Source organism: Bifidobacterium boum, from assembly GCF_000741535.1.
GTDB lineage: Bacteria > Actinomycetota > Actinomycetes > Actinomycetales > Bifidobacteriaceae > Bifidobacterium > Bifidobacterium boum.
In genome coordinates, this window is record NZ_JGYQ01000007.1 from 477,670 (window position 1) to 500,773 (window position 23,104).

Below are 23,104 nucleotides of genomic sequence, written 5' to 3' on the forward strand. Positions count from 1 at the left end.
CCACACCGACCGAATCGGCGCACGCACCACAACCCAACCCGCCACCGTGTGGGCCAAACCTCACAAAGTGACGGTCGGCCAGACCGAACCACCGCCACAGGAACGTCACAACCGCCACCGTGTGAGCCAAACCTCACAGGTGACCCATCGGGCAGTGGCGCAACCATGCATCGGGATTTCTTTCTGCACGGAATACGCTCGCGAGAAGCGACACTGACATCCCGAAATACCGTGTACGGCTCGATTCAGGCGAATCCCTGTATTACTGTGGAACTGTGAATCAGCGAAGCGATCTTATGCTGGCGGCCTTGGCATCAGCCGTCATGCCGGACATTTCCGTGGCGGGCGTACGAGCCAGCGACCAGGGCAATGCCACCGATGAAACCAGAGGTATCGACCATGCCGTTGTTCAAGACGCCTCCGGGCGTTTGTACGACGTCCATGCCAGCGACACTGATGCCGGACGCAAGCATCTACGCGGACGCATCAAAGCAGCGCAAGCGTTGCAGCGGGCGAAGGAGCCTGCCGCCCTGGGCTTCGCCATCGACCAGGTTCTCGCCAGTTCAGCCGGCGACGACCCGCACGGTCCGACCGGAACCACCGCGGTCATGATCGCGCCCCACCGCGAAGGCACCGCCCGTCCACTGGATTTGCTGACTTTGGATGATTGCGCGAGCATCGGCACGGCCATCGGGGCGATTCACCGACTCAACCCGGCGTTCATCCAGCGCGAACACTACCCCGTGTATGCAACCGGACAGATCAGAGCCCAACTGGTCGCCTGGATCAAACGGCTGCGTCAAGCCGGGCATATCCCGCCGGAAATCACATCCAGCTGGACCGCAGTGTTGGATACTGACGGATTATGGTCGTTCTCCACATGTCTGGTCCACGGTGGTTTCCATGACGGTGACGTCCTGTTCTCCGGTTCAACCATTACCGCAGTCACCAACTGGCAGGACATGCAAATCAATGATCCTGCGCGTGATCTCGCGTGGATTTTCAGCAAACTCGACGAATCGCATCGCAACGCGGTACTGTCGGCGTACGGGCGCATGCTCGGTTCACGCCTTGACGACCTGATCATGCTGCGCGCCAACCTGTGGCTGCAAATGGAGCAGGTCGGTGAGTTCATCCAAGCGTTGAGTGACGCAGACAGCCAGAAAATCATCCAGTTCAAAGCCCAGGTCGAGCGTCTCGCCCACCAGCTGAGCCTTGCCACGGATTCCCGTTCAACCGCGGCGTCCATGCACCGCTCGGGAGCCAAGCCGCCAAGCACCATCACCGTAGGCACGCTGCTGGATGCCGGTGAGCGGCGCAATGCGCAACGCCGTGAAGAGGAGCGTCGCCAAGCGACTGAACGTCAGGGCAGTGATGACACCAACGCCGGGGCGTCCGATCAGACCAATGAAACCGATCGCACCGGTTCCGCCAACATCGCGCAGGCTGGTCACCGTGAGGGCGTGGAGGCTGATGATTCAACGGCAAGCCGCCCGGTGCAAGCCCATGCCGGCGACCATCATGATGAGCCGACAATTGCGATCAAACCGCCAAGTTTCAGCATTCGCGGTATCCATCTGGGTCGTGGTCGCGTCTCGCAGGATGCTGCGGATGGACGTGACGATACGAAGAGTTCGACGATTGCCGCGGCTTCGGAGCGTTCCGGGCATCCACAAAGGCAGGATGGGCATCCGATTCCACGAACCGCGCAATCGGCGCAATTCCCGGTCCAACAGCTCACCTCTCCCGCACGTGAGGGGGTGCGTCAGACCGATGCCGCATCATCTCAGACGCATAGCGCCGCCACCGCGGATACCGCCACGAAGAATGATGCCACGCATGGGCAGGCGTATATCGAAGCGCAAGTCAGAGTAAAAGCCGAAGGTCGTGACGAGGCGGAAGCGTTCCAGGATAGTGAGGCGGAAACCGTCGCGTTCCGGGCGACGCAGCATACCGACGGTCATGATGATGGAGCCGGCACCGAGCATGCGCCGGAAACCATTCTGATTCCACTGCTTGAGCGTGAGGAGCAGGCGATGCGGGATGCGCGCAAGAACTTGGAAGCGTCGAAGCATCAGAGCGAAACGCATGATACGCGCGATGCGCAAGCCACTGATGCTGCTCACGCGGACGCTGGCGGGACCGGTTCCGCCAGCGACACTGACACCGACGCGAACGGTGATACGAACGCCACCGAGCAACCCGGCGAGCAGCCCGATGACACCACGCCGAAAGCGTAACACGCATCCGGTGGGCACAATAGAAACATCGATTCAGCAGACACACGCCGTGCATACGATTGCACACGCATCGCCCGCACGGCACAGCCTCTAACGACAGGAGCAACAATGGATATCGAGCTGGGAATCCAGAACGTGGCGCGTCCGGTGAGCTTCACCTCCGACGACACCGCCGAACATGTCAGCGCCATCATCGATGACGCGGTGGCGAATGGCAAAATCATCGACTTGGTGGATACCAAGGGACGGCATATCGTCGTCCCCGGTGCAGCACTCGGCTACGCGCTGATCGGTTCGGAAACCAAGCATGCGGTCGGATTCGGCGCGCTGTGAGCCACTAACCGCGTGAATCCGCGACGGTAATACATACAAAACGCCCGGCTACTGGTGATACCAGACCGGGCGTTGCCGTATCCGCCAGCATGCCGCCGGACGCGTCGCATCGTATGTCCCGACGCACGACGCGACGCGATCGCCGGCATGGCGGTGTCAGCGTGGCAGAATCGGCGGGATGGCGCCCCGTTCGATAATGCATGCGACGGTGTCATCATCAGTCAGATTCTCACCCAACTTGTTCGGTTTGCCTCCCTTGCCATGCCAGTCAGACCCGCCGGTGACCAGCAGGTTATGGCGGCGGGCGAGCGCGAGCAAACGTTCACGCTGCTGCGGCGGATTGCCGCGATGCCACACTTCCAAACCGTCAAGCCCAGCATCAATCAACGTTTCGATGTCCGCGTCAGACAGCAGCCTGCGATTGCGGCTCGGATCACCGGCATGGGCGATAACGCTCACTCCCCCGGCCTGACGAAACGCACGCACCACATCAGCGGCATCCGGCGACGGGGTCGGAATGTAATACGGGCTACGAGAGCCGACTGCCCCGGCAAACGCGGCGGAACGATCCGGGTAGGCGCCGGCGGCGACCAGCGCATCAGCGATATGCGGACGACCGACCGTCGTCTCATCGCCTTCGCGAATCTGCGCGAGCACATCATCCCACGTAATCGGATAATCCTTCGAAATCAGTTCGACCATGCGTTTGGTGCGTGCGAGACGGGCAGCACGCAGCGAAGCGAACAAGTCGACGATACGCGCATCGCACGGATCATACTGGTAGGCAAGCATGTGCACGGATATGCCGGAAGCGTCCGCGGTCACTTCAGTGCCGCGAATCAACGGCAACCGATATCGTTCGGCCGCCTTCACGGCATCGGCCCATCCTGCGGTCGTGTCATGGTCAGCGATGGCCACTCCGTGCAGGCCGCACTCGTAGGCTTCACGAACCATATCATCAGGCGTCTGGCGGCCATCGGAGAACACCGTGTGGCAGTGCAAATCCCATCCGGCGGACGGCGGAGCATCGGGAATACGCGCAAGAGTCATACGACCATCGTAAGCTGATTCAAGAACACCGGTCAACGACACGCGCAGAGGCGTGGCACGAGGCGGCGGAAATACACCGCCCGGCTCGGACACCGGCGTCGGCATGATTTGGCTAGAAAGGCAGCATCGTGAGCGAACGTACACCAGCAGACACCACACCACCGCAGACAAGCCAGCAGCGACAAAACGCCTCAGACCCGGCGCTTCCCGGCTGGCGACACGGCAGCACATGGACCTACCTGATTATGCTGCTCGCCTCTGCGGCGGCTCTGTTTGTCTCATTCATGCTGTCTGCGGAAACGCTTCGCCTGGCACGCAAACCGAACCAGCTGCTCGCCTGCGATATCAACAGTGTGCTCTCCTGCTCCGATGTCGCCAAATCCTGGCAGGCGGAACTCGTGAAACTCGGCGATTTGAGTTTCCCGAACGCGTTCTTCGGTATTGCGGCGGAAAGCGTGTTCGTCACCATCGCGGTGATCGGGCTCGCACGAGTGCGCGTACCCCGGTGGTTCGCCACCTGCACGTGGCTTGGTGGGTTTGCCGCGCTGCTGTTCTCCTATTGGCTGACCGTGCAATCCCTGTTCGTTATCAGGGCGTTGTGCCCGTGGTGCTTGGGACTGATGTTCTCGACCACCATCCAGTTCATGGCGTTGAGCCACGCGACCGTCACCGTGCAGGATATTGCGCATGACCGCCGCGGCCTGCGCACGTATTACCGGTTGAATTACGATCTGATGGTCGATGTTGTGTGGCTGCTCGCCATTATCGCCGTGATCCTGGTGAAGGACGGCAGCGCGATCTTCCAGTGATCGTCCAAGTCCCGTCGCCGTGTCTACACGCCGTCCGTTTTCCCGCCGCCTGTCCACGCTCAGCAGATGCTCAGCAAATGCTCAACATAGACAGGCAGTCAACGTAGACAGGCGATGTGCGAGAGACAACCGCGAGAATCACGGAACCACCAGGCGGCGTGGCGGCGAATCAGAGCAATTCGACGCGGCCGACAAGGGTCGCCGAACCGGTGAGGAACACGCGGTCGTCGCTGACATCCACCAACAGCGTGCCGCCGCGCACCGTAATCGTCCAATGATGGATACCGGTTTTGGCCAGCAGCGTGACGCCCGTAGCGCACAAGCCGGTACCGCATGACAGGGTTTCCCCGACACCACGCTCATTGACCCGCATGGTGGCGCTGCCATGGTCGGACGCCTCATCGGTCGCATCGATACGGACGAATTCGGCGTTCTGGTCGGACTCCAACACCGGGTTGACCACCGGTTTGACCACAAGATTCAGCTCGTCGACCGCAGGCAAGGATGAGACGCCGTCGCCGATGACACTGACCACGTGCGGGTTTCCCATGTCAACGAACGTGCCGCGCGCCGAACCGTCAGTACCCGGAATCGTCACAGTGAACGCGTCCGTCTCGCCACGCTTCCACTCCCCCATATCAACGCGGAACACGTCATGGCCGCAAGGAGTGACATCACCAAGCGATACCAGCGTTTTCACGCCGGCACGCGTACCTAGCCGCAATGGCTCGCCACCAACGCCGTCGGCATATCCGAGCCGCTGGGCGAACAATGCGGTGGCACGCGTACCATTGCCGCACATTTCCGCCAAAGAACCGTCAGCATTACGGTAATCCATGAACCATTCGGCACCGTCCGACTCCAGCCGTGCGACCGTATCGGCATCAAGATCGCTGACGAAACGCGGGTGGGTCAAACGCAACAGCCCATCGCCGCCAATACCGAAATGCCGGTCGCACAGGAACCGCACCTCATCCGGCGTCGGTTCGAACGTGTCGTCCGGATCCGCGTAGATAACAAAATCGTTGCCGGTGGCGTGCGCCTTGACAACCGTCTGTGGAATGCTCATGCCCCGAGTCTACCCATGCGCGGGGAGGAATCGCCGAGCGCGAACCGGATAGCGGGACAGCGGGTACGACGCCGATACAATCAGCGCAATCCCCAAACATGCGACTATCCCCGCACCGACGACGCTGACGAACTGTCAGGCGTCACCGAAGCGGGGATAGCGATTGGCCGAAGCGTGAAGTCACTCGGCGTCGGCTGCAGCCTCGGAAGCCTTACTGGCGGAATACATCGACCAGATGCGACGCACATACAGGACAGCGGGAACCGCCGCAACCAGCGCACATGCCGCGGCAATCAGCGCGGTCGGGCTGATACCGGTTTTGGCGAGCGCCCCGGCGATACCGCCCTGCCGGGGCGTGGCGTGGGACGCGGAAGTGTCGGATTGTGCCGTTGTGGATGCAGGGGCTGCGCTGTTCTTCTGGCTTGCGGCGTTCTTCGCGGTTGCGGTGGCGGTCGACGCCTGCTTGCCGTCAGTCGAAGTGGCGGCAGTCTTGCCGGTGGAATGTTCGGCCGTGTTCGACTGATGGTCAGCGTCGGTATTGCTTGCGTTGTTCACTGTGTCGTCAGCCACCTTGTTGCCGACCGCTTCAGCCAAATCAAGCTTCGCTTTGGTGAACGCGGCTTTGGCGGTGGCCACGTCCGCGGCGGACTGGACGAGCGTTGCATCCGCTTGGACTTTCGCCTGCGTGGCGGCAGCGAACTCCTCACCCGCTTTCACACGCGCCGGGGCATCCGCGTCAGCCTGCTCATCGGCGTGACGTTTGGCTTCAAGCGCCGCGACATTGGCTTGGCGTGCGGCATCCCGCGTCTGCTTGGCCTGATTGAGCCGGGCATCCGCCTGTTTGACGGCATCACTATCAGCAGGATTGTGCAGTCTTGCGGATACATCATTCGCATACGCGTCCGCAACGACGTTCTCCGCGCTTTTGAGCGCTTTAGCGGCAGCGATGGCTTCAGTTCCGGCAGCGACCGCTTGCCGTTTGCTTGCTCTGGCCGTATTGAGCGCCGACGTGGCGGCGACAAGCCGTTGCGTGGCCGACCGGCTGGCGTTCTGGGCGTTCTTGTGATTCGCAACGGCTTGACGGTACGCGTTCTGCGCCGCCGTGTAATCAGCTTTCGCGCTCTGATACATGTCATCAGCCGACGTTTTGGTGCTGCTGGAATCGGTGTTGTTGGAAGACGCGGCGACAGTGGACGGGCTGGCGGCAGGTTGCGCCGCGTTCGCCACGATTGCCGAGCCGGGTGCAAGCAGCATCGCCGCGGCAATCAAGATACCGACATACTTCGGATTGCTCATATCGTCCCCTTAACTCCACAGCGTATCGTCCGTGACAGTCCGGTACGCCACCCGCGGTGCGGCACGCTCACGCCACCGCATCCACGGTGATGGTCAGTTCTATCTGTATTATCGGTCACAACTTACGACATCGACTACCGGTTATTCGACACATGCTCACGACACGCCCAACACGCCAACGGGATTTCACCATGCACGGAGCGCGTATGCGGCATTTCACGCCGGTACGCTGATGGACGGACGGCAAGACGCGGATGGTGTTACTATCACGGTAGCCAATCAATACAGGCTCGTACTATGAGGCCCGCAATCGCGACAGCCTGACAAGGAGGATCAATGACTTCCACTGCACCAATCGGCGTGTTTGATTCCGGCTTGGGCGGCATCTCAGTGGTACGCGAACTGGTGAAGGATCTGCCGGACGAGCAGGTCCTGTACTTCGGAGATTCCGCGAATGCGCCCTACGGTACGAAAACCCCGGAAGAGGTGCGCCGTCTCGCGTTCGCGATTGTCAACGATTTCGTGCGCGAAGGCGTCAAAGCCGTGGTCATCGCCTGCAATACGGCGACTTCGGCGGCGGTGGACGCGCTGCGTGAACAGTTCAGCATCCCGATTATCGGCATGGAACCGGCGTTGAAAGTCGCGTGCGACCGTGGGCATGGCGTTCCCCAGCATGTCATCGTCGCCGCGACCCCATTGACGTTACGTGAGCGGAAATTCGCTAAGCTCATGGCCAGATTCAACGCGGATAACGTGATTTACAAGCAGCCTTGCCCGGCGCTGGTGGAAATCGTGGAACACGGGCAGCTTGACGACCGCGAACTGGTTGAACGCACCCTGCACGGGTATTTCGACCAGTATGATCTTGAAACCATTGATTCCGTAGTACTCGGTTGCACGCATTTCCCGTTCTTCCGCGAGTATTTCCGCCGTCTCATGCCCAGCAGCACCGCCATCATCGACGGTAATGAAGGAACCGTACGTCACTTACGCGTGGTGTTGGAAGCACTGGGCAAACTCGCACCGGAAGGAGCGGCAGGCGGTGTTTCGCTGTCCAATTCCGACACCAGCGAACGTATGGCCACGCTGATGAAGCAGTTGCTGACACGGTGAGCGGCTGGCGGCCAGCGGGTGACGGCCAGCGGGTGACGGCATGTGACGGGGATCTGCCTGCCAAGTACGCGAGGTATCGGCTTGTCGTGTGACCGGACCGTCGCACCACAGGCGGATAGCTCCAGGAATCAGCTGTTCCGGCCTGGTATCGGCCTACTGTGTAACGATTCGGGTACACTGAAGACGGATAGCGGCGAGCATTGTTCGACATCCGAATATCATCTGTCTGATTTTTGCGCGGTTGTCCACGTGTGGCCCGTAAGCTCGCCGTAAGTGCGCATCGGCACACTACGGATGCGCTCACGTGAGGGAGACAACATGGCACGAACAGCATTGATCGATGTCGGCGGCGGCTACCGGGCGATTTTCGGAGCCGGAGTCATGGACAGGCTCATGGAAATGCGCATCGACTTCGACCACTGCTACGGCGTCTCCGCAGGAAGCGCCAACATGGTCGGCTATATCGCCCATCAACCCTACCGCAGCCACAAGTTCTACACCGAATACGCCAACCGCAAGGAATACGCAAGCGTCCAGAACTTCAGAAAACACCATAACTTCGTCGGGCTCGACTATGTCTACAGCACACTGTCGAACCACGACGGCGAATACCCGGTCGATTTCGACGCGTTCGAAGCGAACCCGACCGGATTCACAGTCGTCGCTTGCAATGCCGAAACCGGGCAACCCAAATACTTCGACAAGTCGGACGTCCACTACGATGATTTCGACATTATGAAGGCATCATCCGCTGTGCCGGTCGCCTGCGAACCGTATGTGATCGACGGCATCCCTTACTTCGACGGCGGCATCGCCGATCCTGTCCCCGTGCAGAAAGCGCTTGACGACGGGTATGACAGGGTTGTGCTCATCCTGACCAGGCTCAAGGACGTGCTGCGCGAACAGAAGAAAGACATCATGCCCGCGCGCATCCTCGAACGCACGTACCCGGCTGCGGCCGACCGTCTGCTCAACCGGTATCAGACCTATAACGATGAGGTGGCGCTCGCCAAGCAGTACGAGCAGGAAGGCAAAGCGCTGATCATCGCGCCGGAATCCCTGTACGGGCTGTCCACGTTGACCAAGAAGTTCGAGGGGCTGGAGCGCATGTACCGCGCGGGGTACGCTGCGGCCGAGGCGATTCCCGAGTTCTTGGAAAGCTGAGCGCGACTCCCGACTTCCTGCCTCTTGGCTGATTCGACGAGTTGGTGAGGGACAAGTCTTACCAACTCGTGATGATGCATGGCATGGGCAGCTGGTCATCTTGATGCTTGCTGATTCTTGGCGGCACGTAGGTTCACGTAGGTTATAGAACGAAATACAGCACTGCGCCGGCATGTAGCTTATCGTTGCTCTACCTTAACGGCAGCATGTGAAAGAGGAACGTCACCATGGCAGGAGCGATTTTCGACTCACGAACAGCGGTGTCACTCGAAAAGCCGCCGAGCATCTTGGGCTGTCCGAACACAGTGCACGCAAATATGCGGATGAGCTGTCCCGGTATGGATTGATTGATTTCACGCATCGCTGACCATTACGGTTCAAAGCGTCCTAGACCGTCATACGCAATCTGGAAGGCGAACCCGCGGAATCAACAGCCACGGTACGGGTCACCGTATGAGTCTGAGCGCTGTACGGTGTCAGCCCGGTACACCGGCAGCCAAAGCAAGTGGCGGGTTTTCAGACATCTGGTATGTCTGAAAACCCGCCACTGCGTAGCACTATGCGGCAATCCAGGCGTTCGTCAGAGTCCAGGCGGGAAAGCGGGGTCTTCCTCCCTTCTCCTTCCCCGACATTGCACGGAGACGAGTGTCAGTCGCCACCAAGCGTCCAATCGCTCAGCGCAATCCGGACGGGCGGTCAGGCGCTGGAGATGCGAACGCCGCGGAAGCAGCCGCGTCGGACGGGATCTCACTGGCAGTGAGCATGGCCTTGGTAACCTGCTCGTACAAATCCTGATACCCGCCAGGCGTGGAAGCTGGCAGCACCACGGTCTTCGCGTTGCGGGACTCGGACAGCGAGCGCATCACGTCGAGGTACTGGTTGAACAGGACCACATTGTTGACATCGGCGATATTCATGCCGACGGCCTGCAGGCTCTTGATCTGGTCGACGATGCCGTTGGCGATTTCACGACGGTAGTTCGCCTGGCCCTCGCCCTGCAGGCGGGTCTTCTCAGCTTCTGCTGCGGCTTGGGTTTCGATCTGGATGCGCTGTGCTTCGGCGCGCTGGCGGGTGGCTTCCTTCTCACGCTGGGCGGCGTTAATGGAGTCCATCGCGTTCTTGACCTGCGGGCTCGGGTCAATCGCGGTGATGAGGGTCTTGACGACGGTGAAGCCGAAGCGGCTCATTTCCGTGCCGACGGTCTTCTGCACGTCGGCGGCGACATCGTCCTTGCGGGCGAATGCGTCATCAAGGGTGAGCGCCGGTATTGCGGAACGCAGGGCGTCCTCCATGTAGCTGCGCAGCTGGCCGGCCGGATCTTGCAGCTCATAGTATGCCGTGGCGACGGATGCCGGAGCCACGCGGAACTGTGTGGAGGCGACCACGGTGACGAACACGTTGTCAAGGGTCTTGGTTTCCAGCTTCACATTCAGCTGGCTGACCCGCATATTCGTTTTCATGGCGATGCGGTCGACAAACGGGATTTTCATACGCAGGCCCGCATACTGCACCTTATGGAACTTACCGAATCGTTCGATGATATAGGCCTGCTGCTGCGGGACCACGTACAGCGCCGAGCACAGCAAAAGCAGCACGATGACAATCAAAGCGATAGCAAACGGCATGGGGGGATTCCTTTCATCCGATTCCGCGCAATCTTTGCGCGAACAGCCGTCTCCATCGTATCAGAAACTGAACAGAATGCCGGAATCCGGCCATTTTCAAGACACGCTTCCCAAAAGCTGAGAGCCGGCTATCGATTTTTGCGAACGCAACGCCACCACACGAAAGCGTGCAGGTTGTTAGGGTCAAAGACAATCAACGCATTCACACTGACTGCAGCCATCTGCGGTCACACAGCCCTACAGCACTGCCGGATGCGGCGCGCACAACCGCGCCGCGACACCGGCACGCCGCATGTCCCATCCAAGGAGGTTCCGCATGCCACGTATCTTCCAGGTCAGCGTTCCGTCCCTGCGGGTCACGCTGTCCTCCATTTTCCGCAAGCAAGGCTTCAATTCGACTGACGCCTTGTATCTGGCCGGCACGCTCATCGACGCCGACCAGAGGGGGATCAGCTCGCACGGCACGCAGCGCATGGCCATGTACGACGCGAAAATCAGACATCGGATCATTGACCCGCACGCACGCCCCGGCATCGTGCGCAGCAAAGGGGCTAGCCTGCTCATCGACGCCCACGCGGCCATGGGGCAGCTCGCCATGCGTGAGGCAACCAATCTGGCCATCGGACTGGCGCAATCGCACGGTGTAGGCCTGGTGACCGTGCGCAATTCAAACCATTTCGGCACCGCCGGGCAATACGCGCGCAAAGCCGCCGATTCCGGATTCGTTGGCATCGTCTCGACGAATTCCAACCCGATTGTCGCACCAACGCACACCGCCGTCCCCGCGCTGGGGAGCAATCCGATAGCCGTGGCGGCAGGCTATGGGAATGACCAGCTGGATTTCGACGCGGCGACCAGCACCGTGTCCCTTGGCAAGGTTGAAGTCCATGAGAAGACGCAGTCGCTTATCGCCGCCGATTGGGCGGTCGATGCGCATGGTGATGTCGAACATGACCCCGTCGCCATCATGAATGCCATTCGTTCCAAACCGCGACGCGCCGCCTTGACTCCGCTTGGCGGGCCGGGCGAGAACGGCGGCGGATACAAAGGGTACGGGCTCGGCTTGGCTGTGGAACTACTCACCGGACTCCTCGGCGACGCCCCCGCATCCATCGATTTGAACGGCACGCGCATCAGCCACAGCATCTTGGCGATCTCCCCCGAAGCCTACGGCGGCAGTGACGCGCTCGCCGCGCGGGTCTCCCAACTCGCAAAACGTCTGCGTTCCCTGCCGTCAAGCGATGGGCATCCGGTCCTGTTTCCCGGTGACAAGGAGCGCGCTGCCCTGGCCCAGCATCACGACACCGTGCCGATTGACGAAGTGACCTACAAGCAAGTGCGGGACATCGCTTGGGGGCTTGATATCGACGAGCCGCAGATTGTGCGGATTGACGATGGAGATAGCGCGATCGCGACCGGCAACGGAAAAACTGACGATACACCGCACGAAACCACCAATATTGGCGAGACAACCAGTACGACAGCCTACGCCAATACACCCATCATCACCCAGACATCGAGGTGAAATGACTACATCAACCGATTCCACAACACGCACACCATCAACGGCAATCCACACTCACGATCCGGCGAGCCGCCCATCCCCCGACCGGGTGATTCCGCAGGCAATCGCACGTCTGGCGCCATCCGCCATTCGTGCCTTTGACGCGGAAGTCTCCCAAATCCCCGGCATTATCAAGCTGACGTTGGGCGAACCGGACTTCCCTACCCCGGAATTCATCAAACGGGCGGCGGCACGTGCATTGGACGCCAACCGCACCCATTACGCGCCCAATGCGGGAACTGAAGGCTTGAGAACAGCCATCAGCGCGTATCTGGCACGGCGGCGAGGATTGGCCATATCTTCGGATCGTATCATCGTGACCACAGGTGCCAGCGAAGCGCTCAGCAGCACGCTCGGCACATTGCTGGCAGTACCGGGGGCGGAACTCATCGAATTCACGCCGGCATTCGGGCAGTACGCGTCACTGGCACGCATCCATGGAGCGAAGCTCACCGCCATCGACACCACCGGCAACGGGTTCCATCCTGATCCGACAGCCCTTGACAGGGCGCTTGGCCACGCTCATGGGCCGGCTGTCGTTATTCTGAATTCACCGTCCAACCCGACCGGCACCGTCGCGAGCGAAGATGAGCTGCGCGATTTGGCGCGCATCATCGACCGGCATGATGCCATCGCAGTCAGCGACGAAGTGTATGCGGAAATCAGCTTCGAACCCAGGCCAGCGCCCTCAATCGCCAAGTTCATCCCGGAGCGTACCGTCGTCATCGACAGCGCCTCGAAGACCTACGCGATGACCGGGTGGCGTCTCGGCTGGCTTGCAGCTCCCGCATGGCTTGCACCTGCCATTCTCAAGTACCACCAGCTCGCAGTCTCCTGTGCCGCGACGTTCAGCATGGATGCCGCACAGGAAGCGTACGAACATGGGGATGCCGCAATCGAGACCATGGTCGATGAATACCGGGCTCGTCGCGATTTCCTGGCCGGGGCACTCAACGCCGCCGGGTACCAGACGGCGAACCCCCAAGGCGCGTTCTACCTGTATGTCAAAGCCCCTGAACGATATGCGGACGGTTTGGCATTCGCCCGCGACCTAGCCCAACATGCCAAAGTCGCAGCAATCCCCGGAACCGCCTTCGCCTCCGGTCCCTCGCCATATGTGCGGTTCAGCTACGCGGCAGCTTTGGACACCCTGCGGCAAGCCGCAGAGCGAATCCGCACGTTCACCGACAGCAGGGGCAACAATCACAACGGCCAGTAGCCGAAGCGCGAACCGGGCACACCCCATGATCTGCCTGCAGCCCCTTCAACATGCCGAATGGCCGCAAGGCCACCGGCAACACACAACATATCAACCTTAAACCGAAAGATCATCATGACATCCATCGCCTTCTACCACACCCTGCCCGAAGAGCAGCCCTTCGCCGAACAGTGGGCCGAGCAACACCACGTCGACGTCACGTGCTTCCCCTTCGAACTGACCGACGAGACGCTGCACACCGTCAAAGGCTTCGACGGAATCTCTTACAAGCAGCGCTTCCGTCCCAGCAACGACCCAGACTTCTACCGCCGACTGCACGATGAATACGGCATACGCCAAATCGCGCTGCGCTCCGCAGGCATCGACTCCATCGACGTGAAAGCCGCGCATGAACACGGCATACGCATCACCAACGTCCCCTCCTATTCCCCCAGTGCGGTTGCCCAGCTCGCCCTCACCCACATCCTGCAATTGCTCAGGCACGTCCCCCAGTACCGTGAACGCAATGCGCATCAGGATTTCGCCGCCACCGGTCTGATGTCCCGGGAACTGGGCGAGTTGACGGTCGGCATCATCGGCGTGGGGCGTATCGGCTCGACGCTTGCACGTATGTTGCACGCGCTCGGCGTGACCGTACTAGGCAACGATATCCGCGAACGCGACGACCTTGACGGCATCGTCACCTACACCAGCAAAGACGATTTGCTGGCACGCGCCGATGTGGTCAGCATGCACACATATCTGGACGAGACCACCTACCATCTCATGGACGCCCACAGATTCGCACAGATGAAACCGACTGCCATCTTCATCAATGCTTCGCGCGGTCCCATCGTGGACACGCAGGCGTTGATCACGGCTCTGCAACACCATGAGATAGCAGCCGCCGGGCTCGATGTGATCGAAGGTGAAGCGACATTGTTCGGCCATACGTTCACCCCGGGGGCACCGACCGGCAACCCGGCATACGACACGCTCGTCGCGATGCCGAATGTCGTCATCACTCCACATGTCGCGTTCTTCACCGACATCGCCGTACGCAATATGGCCCAGCAGTCCCTTGATGACGCGCTCACCATCATCCAAGGCGGCACAAGCGACCATGAAATACGCCTCGACTGACCGTTCCATACCGGCAGGCACCACACCCAGCCGGCAACACACCAGTTCAGCAATCAGAAAGAGATATCAATGACCGACACCGCTGATAGCACAACAACCGACAACACAACATGGCGAATCCGCCGCATGACCCCGGAGGATTACGACGACGCATACGCATTATGGAGCCGCACCCCCGGCATGCATTTGCATTCGTTGAACAACACGTACGGGGGAATCGTGCGATTGCTTGATGCCAATCCCAACACCTGTCTAGTGGCTGTCGACGCACAAGGCACTCTCATCGCGACAGCGCTCGGTGCGACCGACGGGCGCAAAGGTTACCTGTACCATATCGCCGTTGATGAGCACTGGCGCGGCAGAAGCATCGGCAGCACGCTCGTCCACCGCATCGAAGACGCCTTTCAAGCGGTCGGCATCGTCAAAGTCGGTATTCTCGTTGTAGCTGACAATGAGGATGGCAAGCGGTTCTGGAAACACCAAGGATGGAACACACGCCCCGACGTGGTGTACTTCGACCACGATCTATAAGCGATTCCATCAGCAATCAGAATCAACACGCGCGACACCGGCATCTGTCGGTGTCGCGCGTTCGCGTTGCCGCCGCCACGCATATGTGCATAGTCGCGTAGACATGCCATCCCATCGCGCAACACACTCGCGATAACCACGGTCAATACCCCCTGACGACCTACAACCACGTCACATTGCAACCGGCGATAAACGACACCGATAGCAAACCCGCAAACCCCTGTGCAATAAGCCAATACACTCACAGCAATACCGCATCCAACGACATCGCAGCTCGCCACAACTGCGACACCACCTGCATCAAGCCGAAAAGGAGGTACCAGTGGGCAACGCAATCATCGAAATCACCCAACTGAGCAAACGCTACGACACCCCCGAAGGCGCATACACCGCATTGCATGACGTCAATCTGAACATCGAAGAAGGTTCGATATTCGGAATCATCGGGTTAAGCGGAGCCGGAAAATCAACGCTCGTCAGATGCATCAACGGGCTCGAGCCCATCTCCGGGGGAACGATCAACGTCCTCGGCCAGTCCATCCCGGACCTGTCAGCCAAGGAACTACGGCAACTACGCAAATCCATCAGCATGGTCTTCCAACAGTACAATCTCATGCCTTCACGCACCGTCGAAGGCAATGTAGCGCTTGCATTGCGCCATTCAGGTCTTAGTTCTGCCGAAAAGCGCGACAAAACACGCAAGCTGCTCAGCCTGGTCGGTCTTGAACAACACGCGCAATCCCATCCGTCACAATTGTCCGGAGGGCAACAGCAACGTGTCGCCATCGCCCGTGCACTCGCCAACAATCCGCGAATCCTGCTGTTGGATGAAGCGACCAGCGCGCTCGACCCGGACACCACCAAGACAATTCTCGAACTGGTCAAACGACTCAATCGGGAGTTGCACCTGACTATCATCGTCGTCACACACCAGATGGACGTAGTCAAATCCATTTGCACGCATGTCGCCGTCATCGACCACGGGACCATCGTCGAACAGGGCGAAGCGTTCGACGTCTTCGCCAACCCGCAAGCCGAACTCACCCGGCGATTCGTCGGCGACTACACGGGATTGAGCCACGTCATCGACGTTCTTCGCTCAGGCGGTGCAGCGGCAGGACTCGACCCGGATGGACAACTCATCCACATGAGCTACGCGAATAAAACCGTCGCCGAAGGTCTGGTTTCCGCAGTCACCGAACAATTCCACGTCACCGTCAATATCCTGTTCGCCTCGCTTGACATCGTCGACGGCTACCCGCTCGGCAGTATCGTAGCCCAGTATTCTGGCGATCCGGAGCATATCAAGCAGGCGCTGGACTACTTGCGAGGCAAAGGCATACGCATCGCCACCGTCCATCCCGAAAGCAAAGCAAGCGCCTCCACGAACGCAGCCGCATCCATCACCAAGGAGCACATCGCATGACCATTCTCGAGCATTTGTTCCCGCACGTCGTCGAAAACCCGGACGTCTTCGTTCAATCCATCCTCGAAACCCTGCAGATGTTCCTCATCGCGACACCGGAATGGTTTATTCTCGGCATCATCTTCGGGCTGACCCTTGCAATCACCAAGCCCGGCGGCATGTGGGAAAACCGTGCGGTATTCCAATTCCTTGACAAACTGACAAACCTGTGCCGATCCATTCCATTCGTCATCATGATCGCACTGCTCTTCCCGCTGACCCGGCTGATCAGCGGCACCGCAATCGGCGTGAGAGGCGCAATCTTCCCGCTCATTGTCGGCATCACCCCCTTCTTCTCCAGACAAGTTGAATCCGTGTTCAACGGGCTCAACCCCATGCTCATCGAGTCCGCGCAGGCGATGGGACTCGGCCCATGGTCGATCATCTGGAGCGTCTACCTGCGTGAAAGCATTTCCGCGCTCGCCAGGGTCACCACCATCACCTGCATCAGCTTCAACTCCGAAATTGCCGTCATCGGCGCCATCGGAGCGGGAGGGCTCGGCGACTATGCCAACCGGTATGGATTCGAACGCAATCAGCTCGACATCACCGTCGCCGCCGTCATCACGCTGTTGGTCTTCATCACCATCATCCAGACCATCGGCACCATCATAGGGAGGAAGAATGAACACTGAACACCGCATCCGCCGCAAGGCGATCGCCGCGATTCTCGCTGTAGTCTCCGCTGCTGGCCTAGCCGTTTCCACAAGTGCCTGCGGATCGTCATCCGCGGGCACCACGACCGTCAAAGTCGCGTTGACCACCGCCACCGATGAACCGCTGTGGAAGCTGGTCAACCAGAATCTTGAGAAATCCGGGTCGAAGGTCCGTGTGAAGACCGTGGCCATGAAAAGCGCGGTACTCGGCAATCAGGCTCTTGCCTCGGGCGATGTCGATCTGAGCGCCCAACAGCATTATGCCTTCCTCAACGGCGAAATCAAATCCAAAAAATACAAGTTCACGGTAATCGGCGAATCATATATCAGCCCGCTGAACATCTATTCGAATTCGATTAAGAAAATCTCGCAGCTGAAGAAAGACGACAAGGTCCTCATCCCCAATGATGTCACCAACGGCGGCAGGGCGCTCATCGTACTGCAGGAAGCCGGAGTGATCAAAATCGCCCCCAAGAAGAACGATCCGGCGAACGGCGTGTACCCGGCACAAGAAGACATCATCTCGAATCCGAAGAACATCCAGATCGTGCCCACCGACCGTAATCTGATCATGAGCTCTCTGGATGACGCGGCGGCTGGCATCGCGAATGCGAACGCCGTTGTGGATTACGGCAAGAGTATCAGCGATGCGATTTTCGCCGTGAACCCTGATCCAAAGAAGTCGATCAACAAGCCTTGGATTAACGTGATCGTCGCCAGGACCGCGGACAAGGACAATGCGAACTACAAGGCGATTCTCAAGGCGTATCAGCAGGCAAATGTGCGATCCTACATGAAGAAGGATTCCAAGGGCGCTGAGATCCCTGTGTGGTGAGCTTCGGTAAGTGCTCGGAATCCGCACATCATGGGGGTGCCGTTGAGATGTACTCAGCGGCACCCCCATGATGTTTGTTTGCGCAGTGTTGGTCGGGGTTGATGCGGTATGCAGGTGTGGGATGGCGTGGGATATGAGGGTGCGTGGCGTACCGACGTGTGCAGGCATGGCGCGGTACACCGGAATACCCTGTGCGCAGTGTCTTTCTGCGGTATCTGTAGTACCCGCCCAAGGGTATCTCGCATATGTGTGTACTTCGATGCCTGATACCGTGAGCAGTGTTGTTGGAATTTCGCGGGGCGTACTCGCAGTCTCGGGTATATTCGCACCCTGACAACGCACATGCAGTCCGGGAAATACTACAGTCAAACGAGATACACGCTCTCCGATGCCACAGACAGGCAAGATACCGGTATCAGCCCCGGTACGAACCGCGGATGATCACGATCGGCACGCTTGCATCCGATCCAGTCATACGCCTGCACTCTCGATATCATCTATTGCACTGAACCGCACAGACCCGCTGCATCCCAAGGTATGGGCGCGATTCGAATGTGCCGGATCCTGTATGCCAAGACATGCGCCACATGCCGGATGGGAGACATATTGCCTTGCGCATTCGCCGACCTTTGCACAGATGTATGCCCGGACATGCATAAGTCGCCAGATGCTGGACGGCGCCTTCGTTATGCAGCTTCATCCCCCGGATTACGCAGACCACGACATACGGAACGCTCCGAATGCCATGGCGTTATGCCAGTGTTCGGCGCATTCCGCAGGATTGTGTATGCCACGGCATACAGAACAGACAGGGCACCAAACGCCGGCTCAATCCCGCGCAGCACCGCCGCACACACAGTATTCAATAACCGAAACCCCGCATCCGGCAGAGATATCATTCCGCTGTTCGGGATACGGGGCACTGGACACGGCCGACGGCCGGCATCTCTCACATTCAACGGCTGCTACAGTCACCGTTCATTTCCGCCGACGGCGTCGAAGATGAACATATCGATGACAGCGCTGATACCGAGAATGCCGAATATCCGGCGCTTGCTCCGCCGTGTCGGGCGCGAGGCTCGGCTCGAGACTTGGCGGAGCGCGAACCGAGCCTCGCTGATGCGTTCACATTCAGTGGTGGCAGCAATCGCCGTCCATATCCATTGATGATGAAGACGCAGACGGGGATGCCGAAGCATCTGGCGATGCACTGGATGAAGGCTGCCCGCTTCCGCCATGCATATTGTCCATGGAGCTGTCCGGAGCCTTCGCGGCGGTGTCCGAGTCAGTGCCGTCTTCTGGTTGTGACGATTCGCTTGCAGAATCAGCGGCATCATTCGCTTCGTGCCCGCTCTGTGTAGCGGACTGGCTCGTCGAACCGCCCGCATTCCCATCCAGGACAACCGCGCTGTCCGCGGAACCGCAGCCTGCCACCGTTGCCAGCGATATGCTGCACAGGGCCGATACGGTAATCCGAACCGCCCACCGGCCCTTCAGGCCACGCCGATCCCTTGATATCAACCGCACTTGAGTTTGCGAGGGTGTTGTCATCATTTCTCTCCTTGCTCGCCAATCACATTGAGTCCCGTCACAAGCGTGCAGATATAATCCGCAAACGCTCGCCCGAATTCCTAGAACGTGCTGATGAACTGTTGCAATACGCCTTGCCCGAATTTCAAAGCATCGACCGGCACATGCTCATCCACACCGTGGAAGTTCCCGATGACGTCGAAGCCCTCCGGCACCCGCAATGGGATGAACCCGCACACCTCGATATCCGGATTGATCTTCAATACCGCCTTGCTATCCGTGCCCCCCGACGACAGGAACGGCACGACTACAGCATCCGGATCAACTTGCTGCAACGTGTGTTCAATCGCTGTGAACAACTCGCCGTGCACATCGGTCACGTACCCGCGGCTGCGATGGATTTTCTCCACGCTCACGTCAGGCCCGGCAAGCTCACGCAACCGTTGCAGCAGCGTGTCCTCCTGCCCCGGCAGCGCTCTTCCGTCAATCAGAGCGGTCGCCTTCGCCGGCACGATATTGACCGTGCTTCCGGCATCGATCGACGTGACGTTGAACGTGTTGCGCACCGAAGACGCAACCCACGGCCTGGACGGGCCGGTGCGGTCAATCAGTGCAGCCGTATCGTATTCCTCCTGCCGGCCTTCCGCTGATTGGACGATATCCTGCAGACGATTCACCAGCAGTCGTCCGACTTGACCGGCATCGGCTGGCCACGAGTAGTCGGCGATTCTGGCCGCGGCTTTCGCGATTTTTACGACGGCGTTATCACCGTTGATTTGCGAACCGTGCGATTGCACGCCCTGAGCGTTGAGCCGGAACCATTGTGTGCCTTTTTCGCCGACCTGCACATAGTAGACGCGATGCCCGTCCACGTATCCGCCGAATCCTCCGGTCTCACTGATGATGGCGCCAACACGGTCAAACCATTCAGGGTGATGTTGTGCAATCCATTCTGATCCTTGGAAGCCCCCCGCTTCCTCATCGGCGAATAGAATGAAACGCACCGGCCTGCGCGGTTTGCTCCCGGAACGGAGAATCGCACGCAACGCCGCCAGTGACATGCCGACCATGTCCTTCATATCGATTGCACCGCGTCCCCAGACACTTTCCACCCCATCGGCATCAGGGTGAATGTCGCCGCCGAGCGGGTCAACACTCCAATCTTCAACGCGCGCAGGCACCGTGTCCAAATGCCCGTGAACGAGCAGCACCGGCAAATCGGGATTCTCCCCCGGAATGTCCGCGATCAGATTGGTGCGTCCCGGAGCGCTGTCCACAAGCGTGGAGTCGATGCCTACTTCGGCGAGCTTGCCTGCCACCCATTGTGCGGCTTCGGTTTCACGCGCACGGCCATCCCCCGCGTTCTGCGTGTCAAATTGAATCAGACGTGAGGTGAATGCCACAGCTTCCTGCTGCGCCTGATTATCTGCGTCTGTCACATGCTGCACCATATCAATCCTCCTTTTTCGCGGTGTCCCAGCCTGAAACCGTCGCCGGTTCTTGGACTGAAGCGGCCACGGCAGCGCTATTCCCGGCATGTACCTCGTGTGCGTCGAAATGCAATTTCTTCAAGAGCTGCTTGCGGTAAGCGGCGAATTCGTCTGACACGCGGTCACGCGCATCAAGCGCGATCGGCACGATTTCCTTGATTCGTCCAGGACGCGGCGTCATGATTACGACGCGGCTTCCCAGATAAATCGCCTCATCCACATCGTGCGTCACCAGAATCATCGTCATGTGGTACTGCTCCCAGATGTCGAGCAAACGATCTTGCAAATCGGCACGGGTGAATGAATCCAAGGCACCCATCGGCTCGTCGAGCAGCAGCACGTCTGGATGGTCGATCAGCGCACGCGCAATCGCCACTCGCTGTGCCATGCCGCCGGAAATCTGATGCGGATACGCCTGCTCGAATCCACGCAGACCGACCATATCGATATATCTGGCGACATCGGCCTTCCGCTCCCGGTAAATGCCTTGCGCTTTCAATCCGAACGCGATATTTTCCTCCACGGTCAGCCACGGGAACAGACTGCCCTGCTGAAACACGTAGCCGCGCTTGGGATTCGGCCCCTCAATCGGCTCTCCGGCAAGGCTCAGCGTTCCGTCTTGGGGTTTGTCAAGTCCGGCGATCAGCCGCAACAACGTGGTCTTGCCACATCCCGATGGACCGATAATCGACACAAGTTCACCCGGAAATATCGACAGACTCACATCCGACAACGCATGGACGATGCTTCCGTCCGGAGCTGTGAATTCACGTGAAACATGCTCGATGGACAACTCAGGATTCACGCCATGAGGCGCGTCCGCCGGCGTCCGATCACTGTTGCCGGCGGTATGTTCAAGTTCAATGGCGCTCATCGTACGAGTCCCTTCTGCCAACGCAGCACACGGCCGCGAACCACTTCGATAATCTTCATAATCAGGGAGAACAGGATTGCCATCACGACAATCGCCGCGAGAATCTTGTAGTAGGAGGACCACGCCTTTGCCTGATCGATGTAATAGCCCAAGCCGCCAGGCTGTCCCATCATCTCGGAAATCACCAAGGTGAGGAACGACAGGCTGTTCGCCATGCCGATGCCCGTAAAAATGCTGGGGGTCGCATTCGGAATGGCCACGTGGAACAGAATGTACGGCGTAGATGCACCAAGGGTTCGCGCCGCTTCGACCAGCATTTTCGGCGTACTTTTAATACCTTGTGCGGTCAGGAAAGCGACCGGGAACCAAGAAGCGATAACCAGCAGGAACACGGCGGCGGCAAAGGGAGTCGGCATCAAGGTCAGAGCGAACGGCATCCATGCGACCGACGGGATGACACCCGTGATTTTCAACACCGGGAACACCCAGTAATACGCTTTGTCGAACCAGCCGATCAGCACACCGGTGACTACGCCCAGCACTACTCCGACTATGAACCCGGCAATGAACAGACGCGTCGAATACAAGGTGTTCAGCACGATATACCCGCCATCGGTAACGAAAGCTTCAAGGACTTTCGCCGGCCCCGGGAAGAACGGCTGAGGCAAGGTCTGGAGTTTTGTACCGGCGATATCCCACAAGGCGAGCGCAATACCCATAGCGAATCTGAACGGAGCCCGGCTGCGGTAATATGCGCGCTTCTGCGCACTTCTGAGATCAACGATACCTGCCAGCGCATAGGCAATGGCAAGAATAACCAGCAGTCCACGGTAAGCTTCCTGCCCAGTGAGCAGGAATATCCACAATTCGCCTTCCGTAAAGGTCACCGGCGCAATCTGCGGGAAGAACACACTCACCAGTTCCGCGATGAGAAACCCGCCGATAGTGAACACGACAGTCAACGGATATGGCAGGACAAAGACGCGCCGGCTGCCAGCTTCCCCGCCCCGGGTATTGGCGCCCGAAGCATTGGCGCGTGCCAATCGATCCGCACGCACTGCAGGTGGCACGGTCAGGTCTGTTATCAAACTACTCATGTGTATTCGCTTTCCTTTGACG

Annotated in this window: 20 protein-coding genes and 1 pseudogene; 13 read left to right on the forward strand and 8 right to left on the reverse strand. The window is 59.3% G+C overall.

Annotation, left to right across the window (positions count from 1 at the left end):
• Positions 1–296: 296 nt before the first annotated feature.
• Together BBOU_RS09660 and BBOU_RS03390 are read left to right on the forward strand one after the other, a co-directional pair.
• Positions 297–1,451: pseudogene (locus BBOU_RS09660) on the forward strand (phosphotransferase); the annotation flags it as partial.
• Between the two features lie 897 nt (positions 1,452–2,348).
• The gene (locus BBOU_RS03390; protein WP_026502769.1) at positions 2,349–2,573 is read left to right on the forward strand and encodes a DUF3107 domain-containing protein; all 225 of its coding nucleotides are present in this window, start codon (positions 2,349–2,351) and stop codon (positions 2,571–2,573) included.
• 156 nt (positions 2,574–2,729) lie between these two features.
• Here the strand turns inward: BBOU_RS03390 and BBOU_RS03395 are convergent, their stop codons facing one another.
• Positions 2,730–3,623 (reverse strand): PHP domain-containing protein, encoded by an 894-nt coding sequence (locus BBOU_RS03395; protein ID WP_026502770.1) that lies wholly within the window; start codon positions 3,621–3,623, stop codon positions 2,730–2,732.
• A gap of 239 nt (positions 3,624–3,862) precedes the next feature.
• Between BBOU_RS03395 and BBOU_RS03400 the strand changes: the two genes are divergently transcribed.
• On the forward strand, positions 3,863–4,432 hold the full coding sequence (locus BBOU_RS03400) for a vitamin K epoxide reductase family protein (RefSeq protein ID WP_051616710.1): 570 nt from the start codon (positions 3,863–3,865) through the stop codon (positions 4,430–4,432).
• Positions 4,433–4,601: 169 nt separating this feature from the next.
• Here BBOU_RS03400 and dapF read toward each other — a convergent pair whose 3' ends face one another.
• On the reverse strand, positions 4,602–5,501 hold the full coding sequence (gene dapF / locus BBOU_RS03405; RefSeq protein WP_026502772.1) for a diaminopimelate epimerase: 900 nt from the start codon (positions 5,499–5,501) through the stop codon (positions 4,602–4,604).
• 180 nt (positions 5,502–5,681) lie between these two features.
• Positions 5,682–6,797 (reverse strand): hypothetical protein, encoded by a 1,116-nt coding sequence (locus BBOU_RS03410; protein WP_026502773.1) that lies wholly within the window; start codon positions 6,795–6,797, stop codon positions 5,682–5,684.
• A 336-nt stretch (positions 6,798–7,133) separates the two neighbouring features.
• Between BBOU_RS03410 and murI the strand changes: the two genes are divergently transcribed.
• From murI to BBOU_RS09565, 3 genes are all read left to right on the forward strand, one after another.
• Positions 7,134–7,910, forward strand: a complete 777-nt coding sequence (gene murI / locus BBOU_RS03415; protein ID WP_026502774.1) for a glutamate racemase — start codon at positions 7,134–7,136, stop codon at positions 7,908–7,910.
• A gap of 318 nt (positions 7,911–8,228) precedes the next feature.
• Positions 8,229–9,074 (forward strand): patatin-like phospholipase family protein, encoded by an 846-nt coding sequence (locus tag BBOU_RS03420; RefSeq protein WP_026502775.1) that lies wholly within the window; start codon positions 8,229–8,231, stop codon positions 9,072–9,074.
• 208 nt (positions 9,075–9,282) lie between these two features.
• Positions 9,283–9,441, forward strand: a complete 159-nt coding sequence (locus BBOU_RS09565) for a FaeA/PapI family transcriptional regulator (protein WP_152595556.1) — start codon at positions 9,283–9,285, stop codon at positions 9,439–9,441.
• 307 nt (positions 9,442–9,748) lie between these two features.
• Here BBOU_RS09565 and BBOU_RS03425 read toward each other — a convergent pair whose 3' ends face one another.
• Entirely contained in the window at positions 9,749–10,699 is a 951-nt protein-coding gene (locus BBOU_RS03425; RefSeq protein WP_026502776.1) for an SPFH domain-containing protein, read from the reverse strand.
• A gap of 316 nt (positions 10,700–11,015) precedes the next feature.
• On the opposite strand from BBOU_RS03425, the gene BBOU_RS03430 reads away from it, so the two are divergent.
• The 7 genes from BBOU_RS03430 to BBOU_RS03460 all read left to right on the forward strand — a co-directional run bounded on the left by BBOU_RS03430 (position 11,016) and on the right by BBOU_RS03460 (position 18,091).
• Positions 11,016–12,224, forward strand: coding sequence for an Ldh family oxidoreductase (locus BBOU_RS03430; RefSeq protein WP_051616686.1), 1,209 nt, complete (start codon positions 11,016–11,018; stop codon positions 12,222–12,224).
• Between the two features lies 1 nt (position 12,225).
• On the forward strand, positions 12,226–13,482 hold the full coding sequence (locus BBOU_RS03435; RefSeq protein ID WP_051616687.1) for a pyridoxal phosphate-dependent aminotransferase: 1,257 nt from the start codon (positions 12,226–12,228) through the stop codon (positions 13,480–13,482).
• Between the two features lie 114 nt (positions 13,483–13,596).
• A complete protein-coding gene (locus BBOU_RS03440; protein ID WP_026502777.1) occupies positions 13,597–14,604 on the forward strand; it encodes a D-2-hydroxyacid dehydrogenase in 1,008 nt (335 codons plus the stop codon).
• A 69-nt stretch (positions 14,605–14,673) separates the two neighbouring features.
• On the forward strand, positions 14,674–15,135 hold the full coding sequence (locus tag BBOU_RS03445) for a GNAT family N-acetyltransferase (protein WP_051616688.1): 462 nt from the start codon (positions 14,674–14,676) through the stop codon (positions 15,133–15,135).
• Between the two features lie 322 nt (positions 15,136–15,457).
• Positions 15,458–16,561, forward strand: a complete 1,104-nt coding sequence (locus tag BBOU_RS03450) for a methionine ABC transporter ATP-binding protein (RefSeq protein ID WP_026502779.1) — start codon at positions 15,458–15,460, stop codon at positions 16,559–16,561.
• Positions 16,558–17,235, forward strand: coding sequence for a methionine ABC transporter permease (locus BBOU_RS03455; RefSeq protein WP_026502780.1), 678 nt, complete (start codon positions 16,558–16,560; stop codon positions 17,233–17,235). Before BBOU_RS03450 ends, BBOU_RS03455 begins: the two co-directional genes overlap by 4 nt.
• A complete protein-coding gene (locus BBOU_RS03460; RefSeq protein ID WP_033489879.1) occupies positions 17,225–18,091 on the forward strand; it encodes a MetQ/NlpA family ABC transporter substrate-binding protein in 867 nt (288 codons plus the stop codon). Before BBOU_RS03455 ends, BBOU_RS03460 begins: the two co-directional genes overlap by 11 nt.
• 971 nt (positions 18,092–19,062) lie before the next feature.
• Here the strand turns inward: BBOU_RS03460 and BBOU_RS03465 are convergent.
• The 4 genes from BBOU_RS03465 to BBOU_RS03480 form a co-directional block, all read right to left on the reverse strand.
• Positions 19,063–19,329: a hypothetical protein gene (locus BBOU_RS03465; protein WP_026502782.1), complete on the reverse strand. Its 267-nt coding sequence runs from the start codon at positions 19,327–19,329 to the stop codon at positions 19,063–19,065.
• A gap of 393 nt (positions 19,330–19,722) precedes the next feature.
• Positions 19,723–21,072: a M20/M25/M40 family metallo-hydrolase gene (locus BBOU_RS03470; RefSeq protein ID WP_033489877.1), complete on the reverse strand. Its 1,350-nt coding sequence runs from the start codon at positions 21,070–21,072 to the stop codon at positions 19,723–19,725.
• Position 21,073: 1 nt separating this feature from the next.
• Positions 21,074–21,985, reverse strand: coding sequence for an ABC transporter ATP-binding protein (locus BBOU_RS03475; RefSeq protein WP_238551999.1), 912 nt, complete (start codon positions 21,983–21,985; stop codon positions 21,074–21,076).
• Positions 21,982–23,082 carry an ABC transporter permease gene (locus BBOU_RS03480; protein ID WP_026502784.1) on the reverse strand — a complete coding sequence of 367 codons (1,101 nt, stop codon included), beginning with the start codon at positions 23,080–23,082 and terminating at the stop codon, positions 21,982–21,984. Before BBOU_RS03480 ends, BBOU_RS03475 begins: the two co-directional genes overlap by 4 nt.
• Between the last annotated feature and the right edge of the window lie 22 nt (positions 23,083–23,104).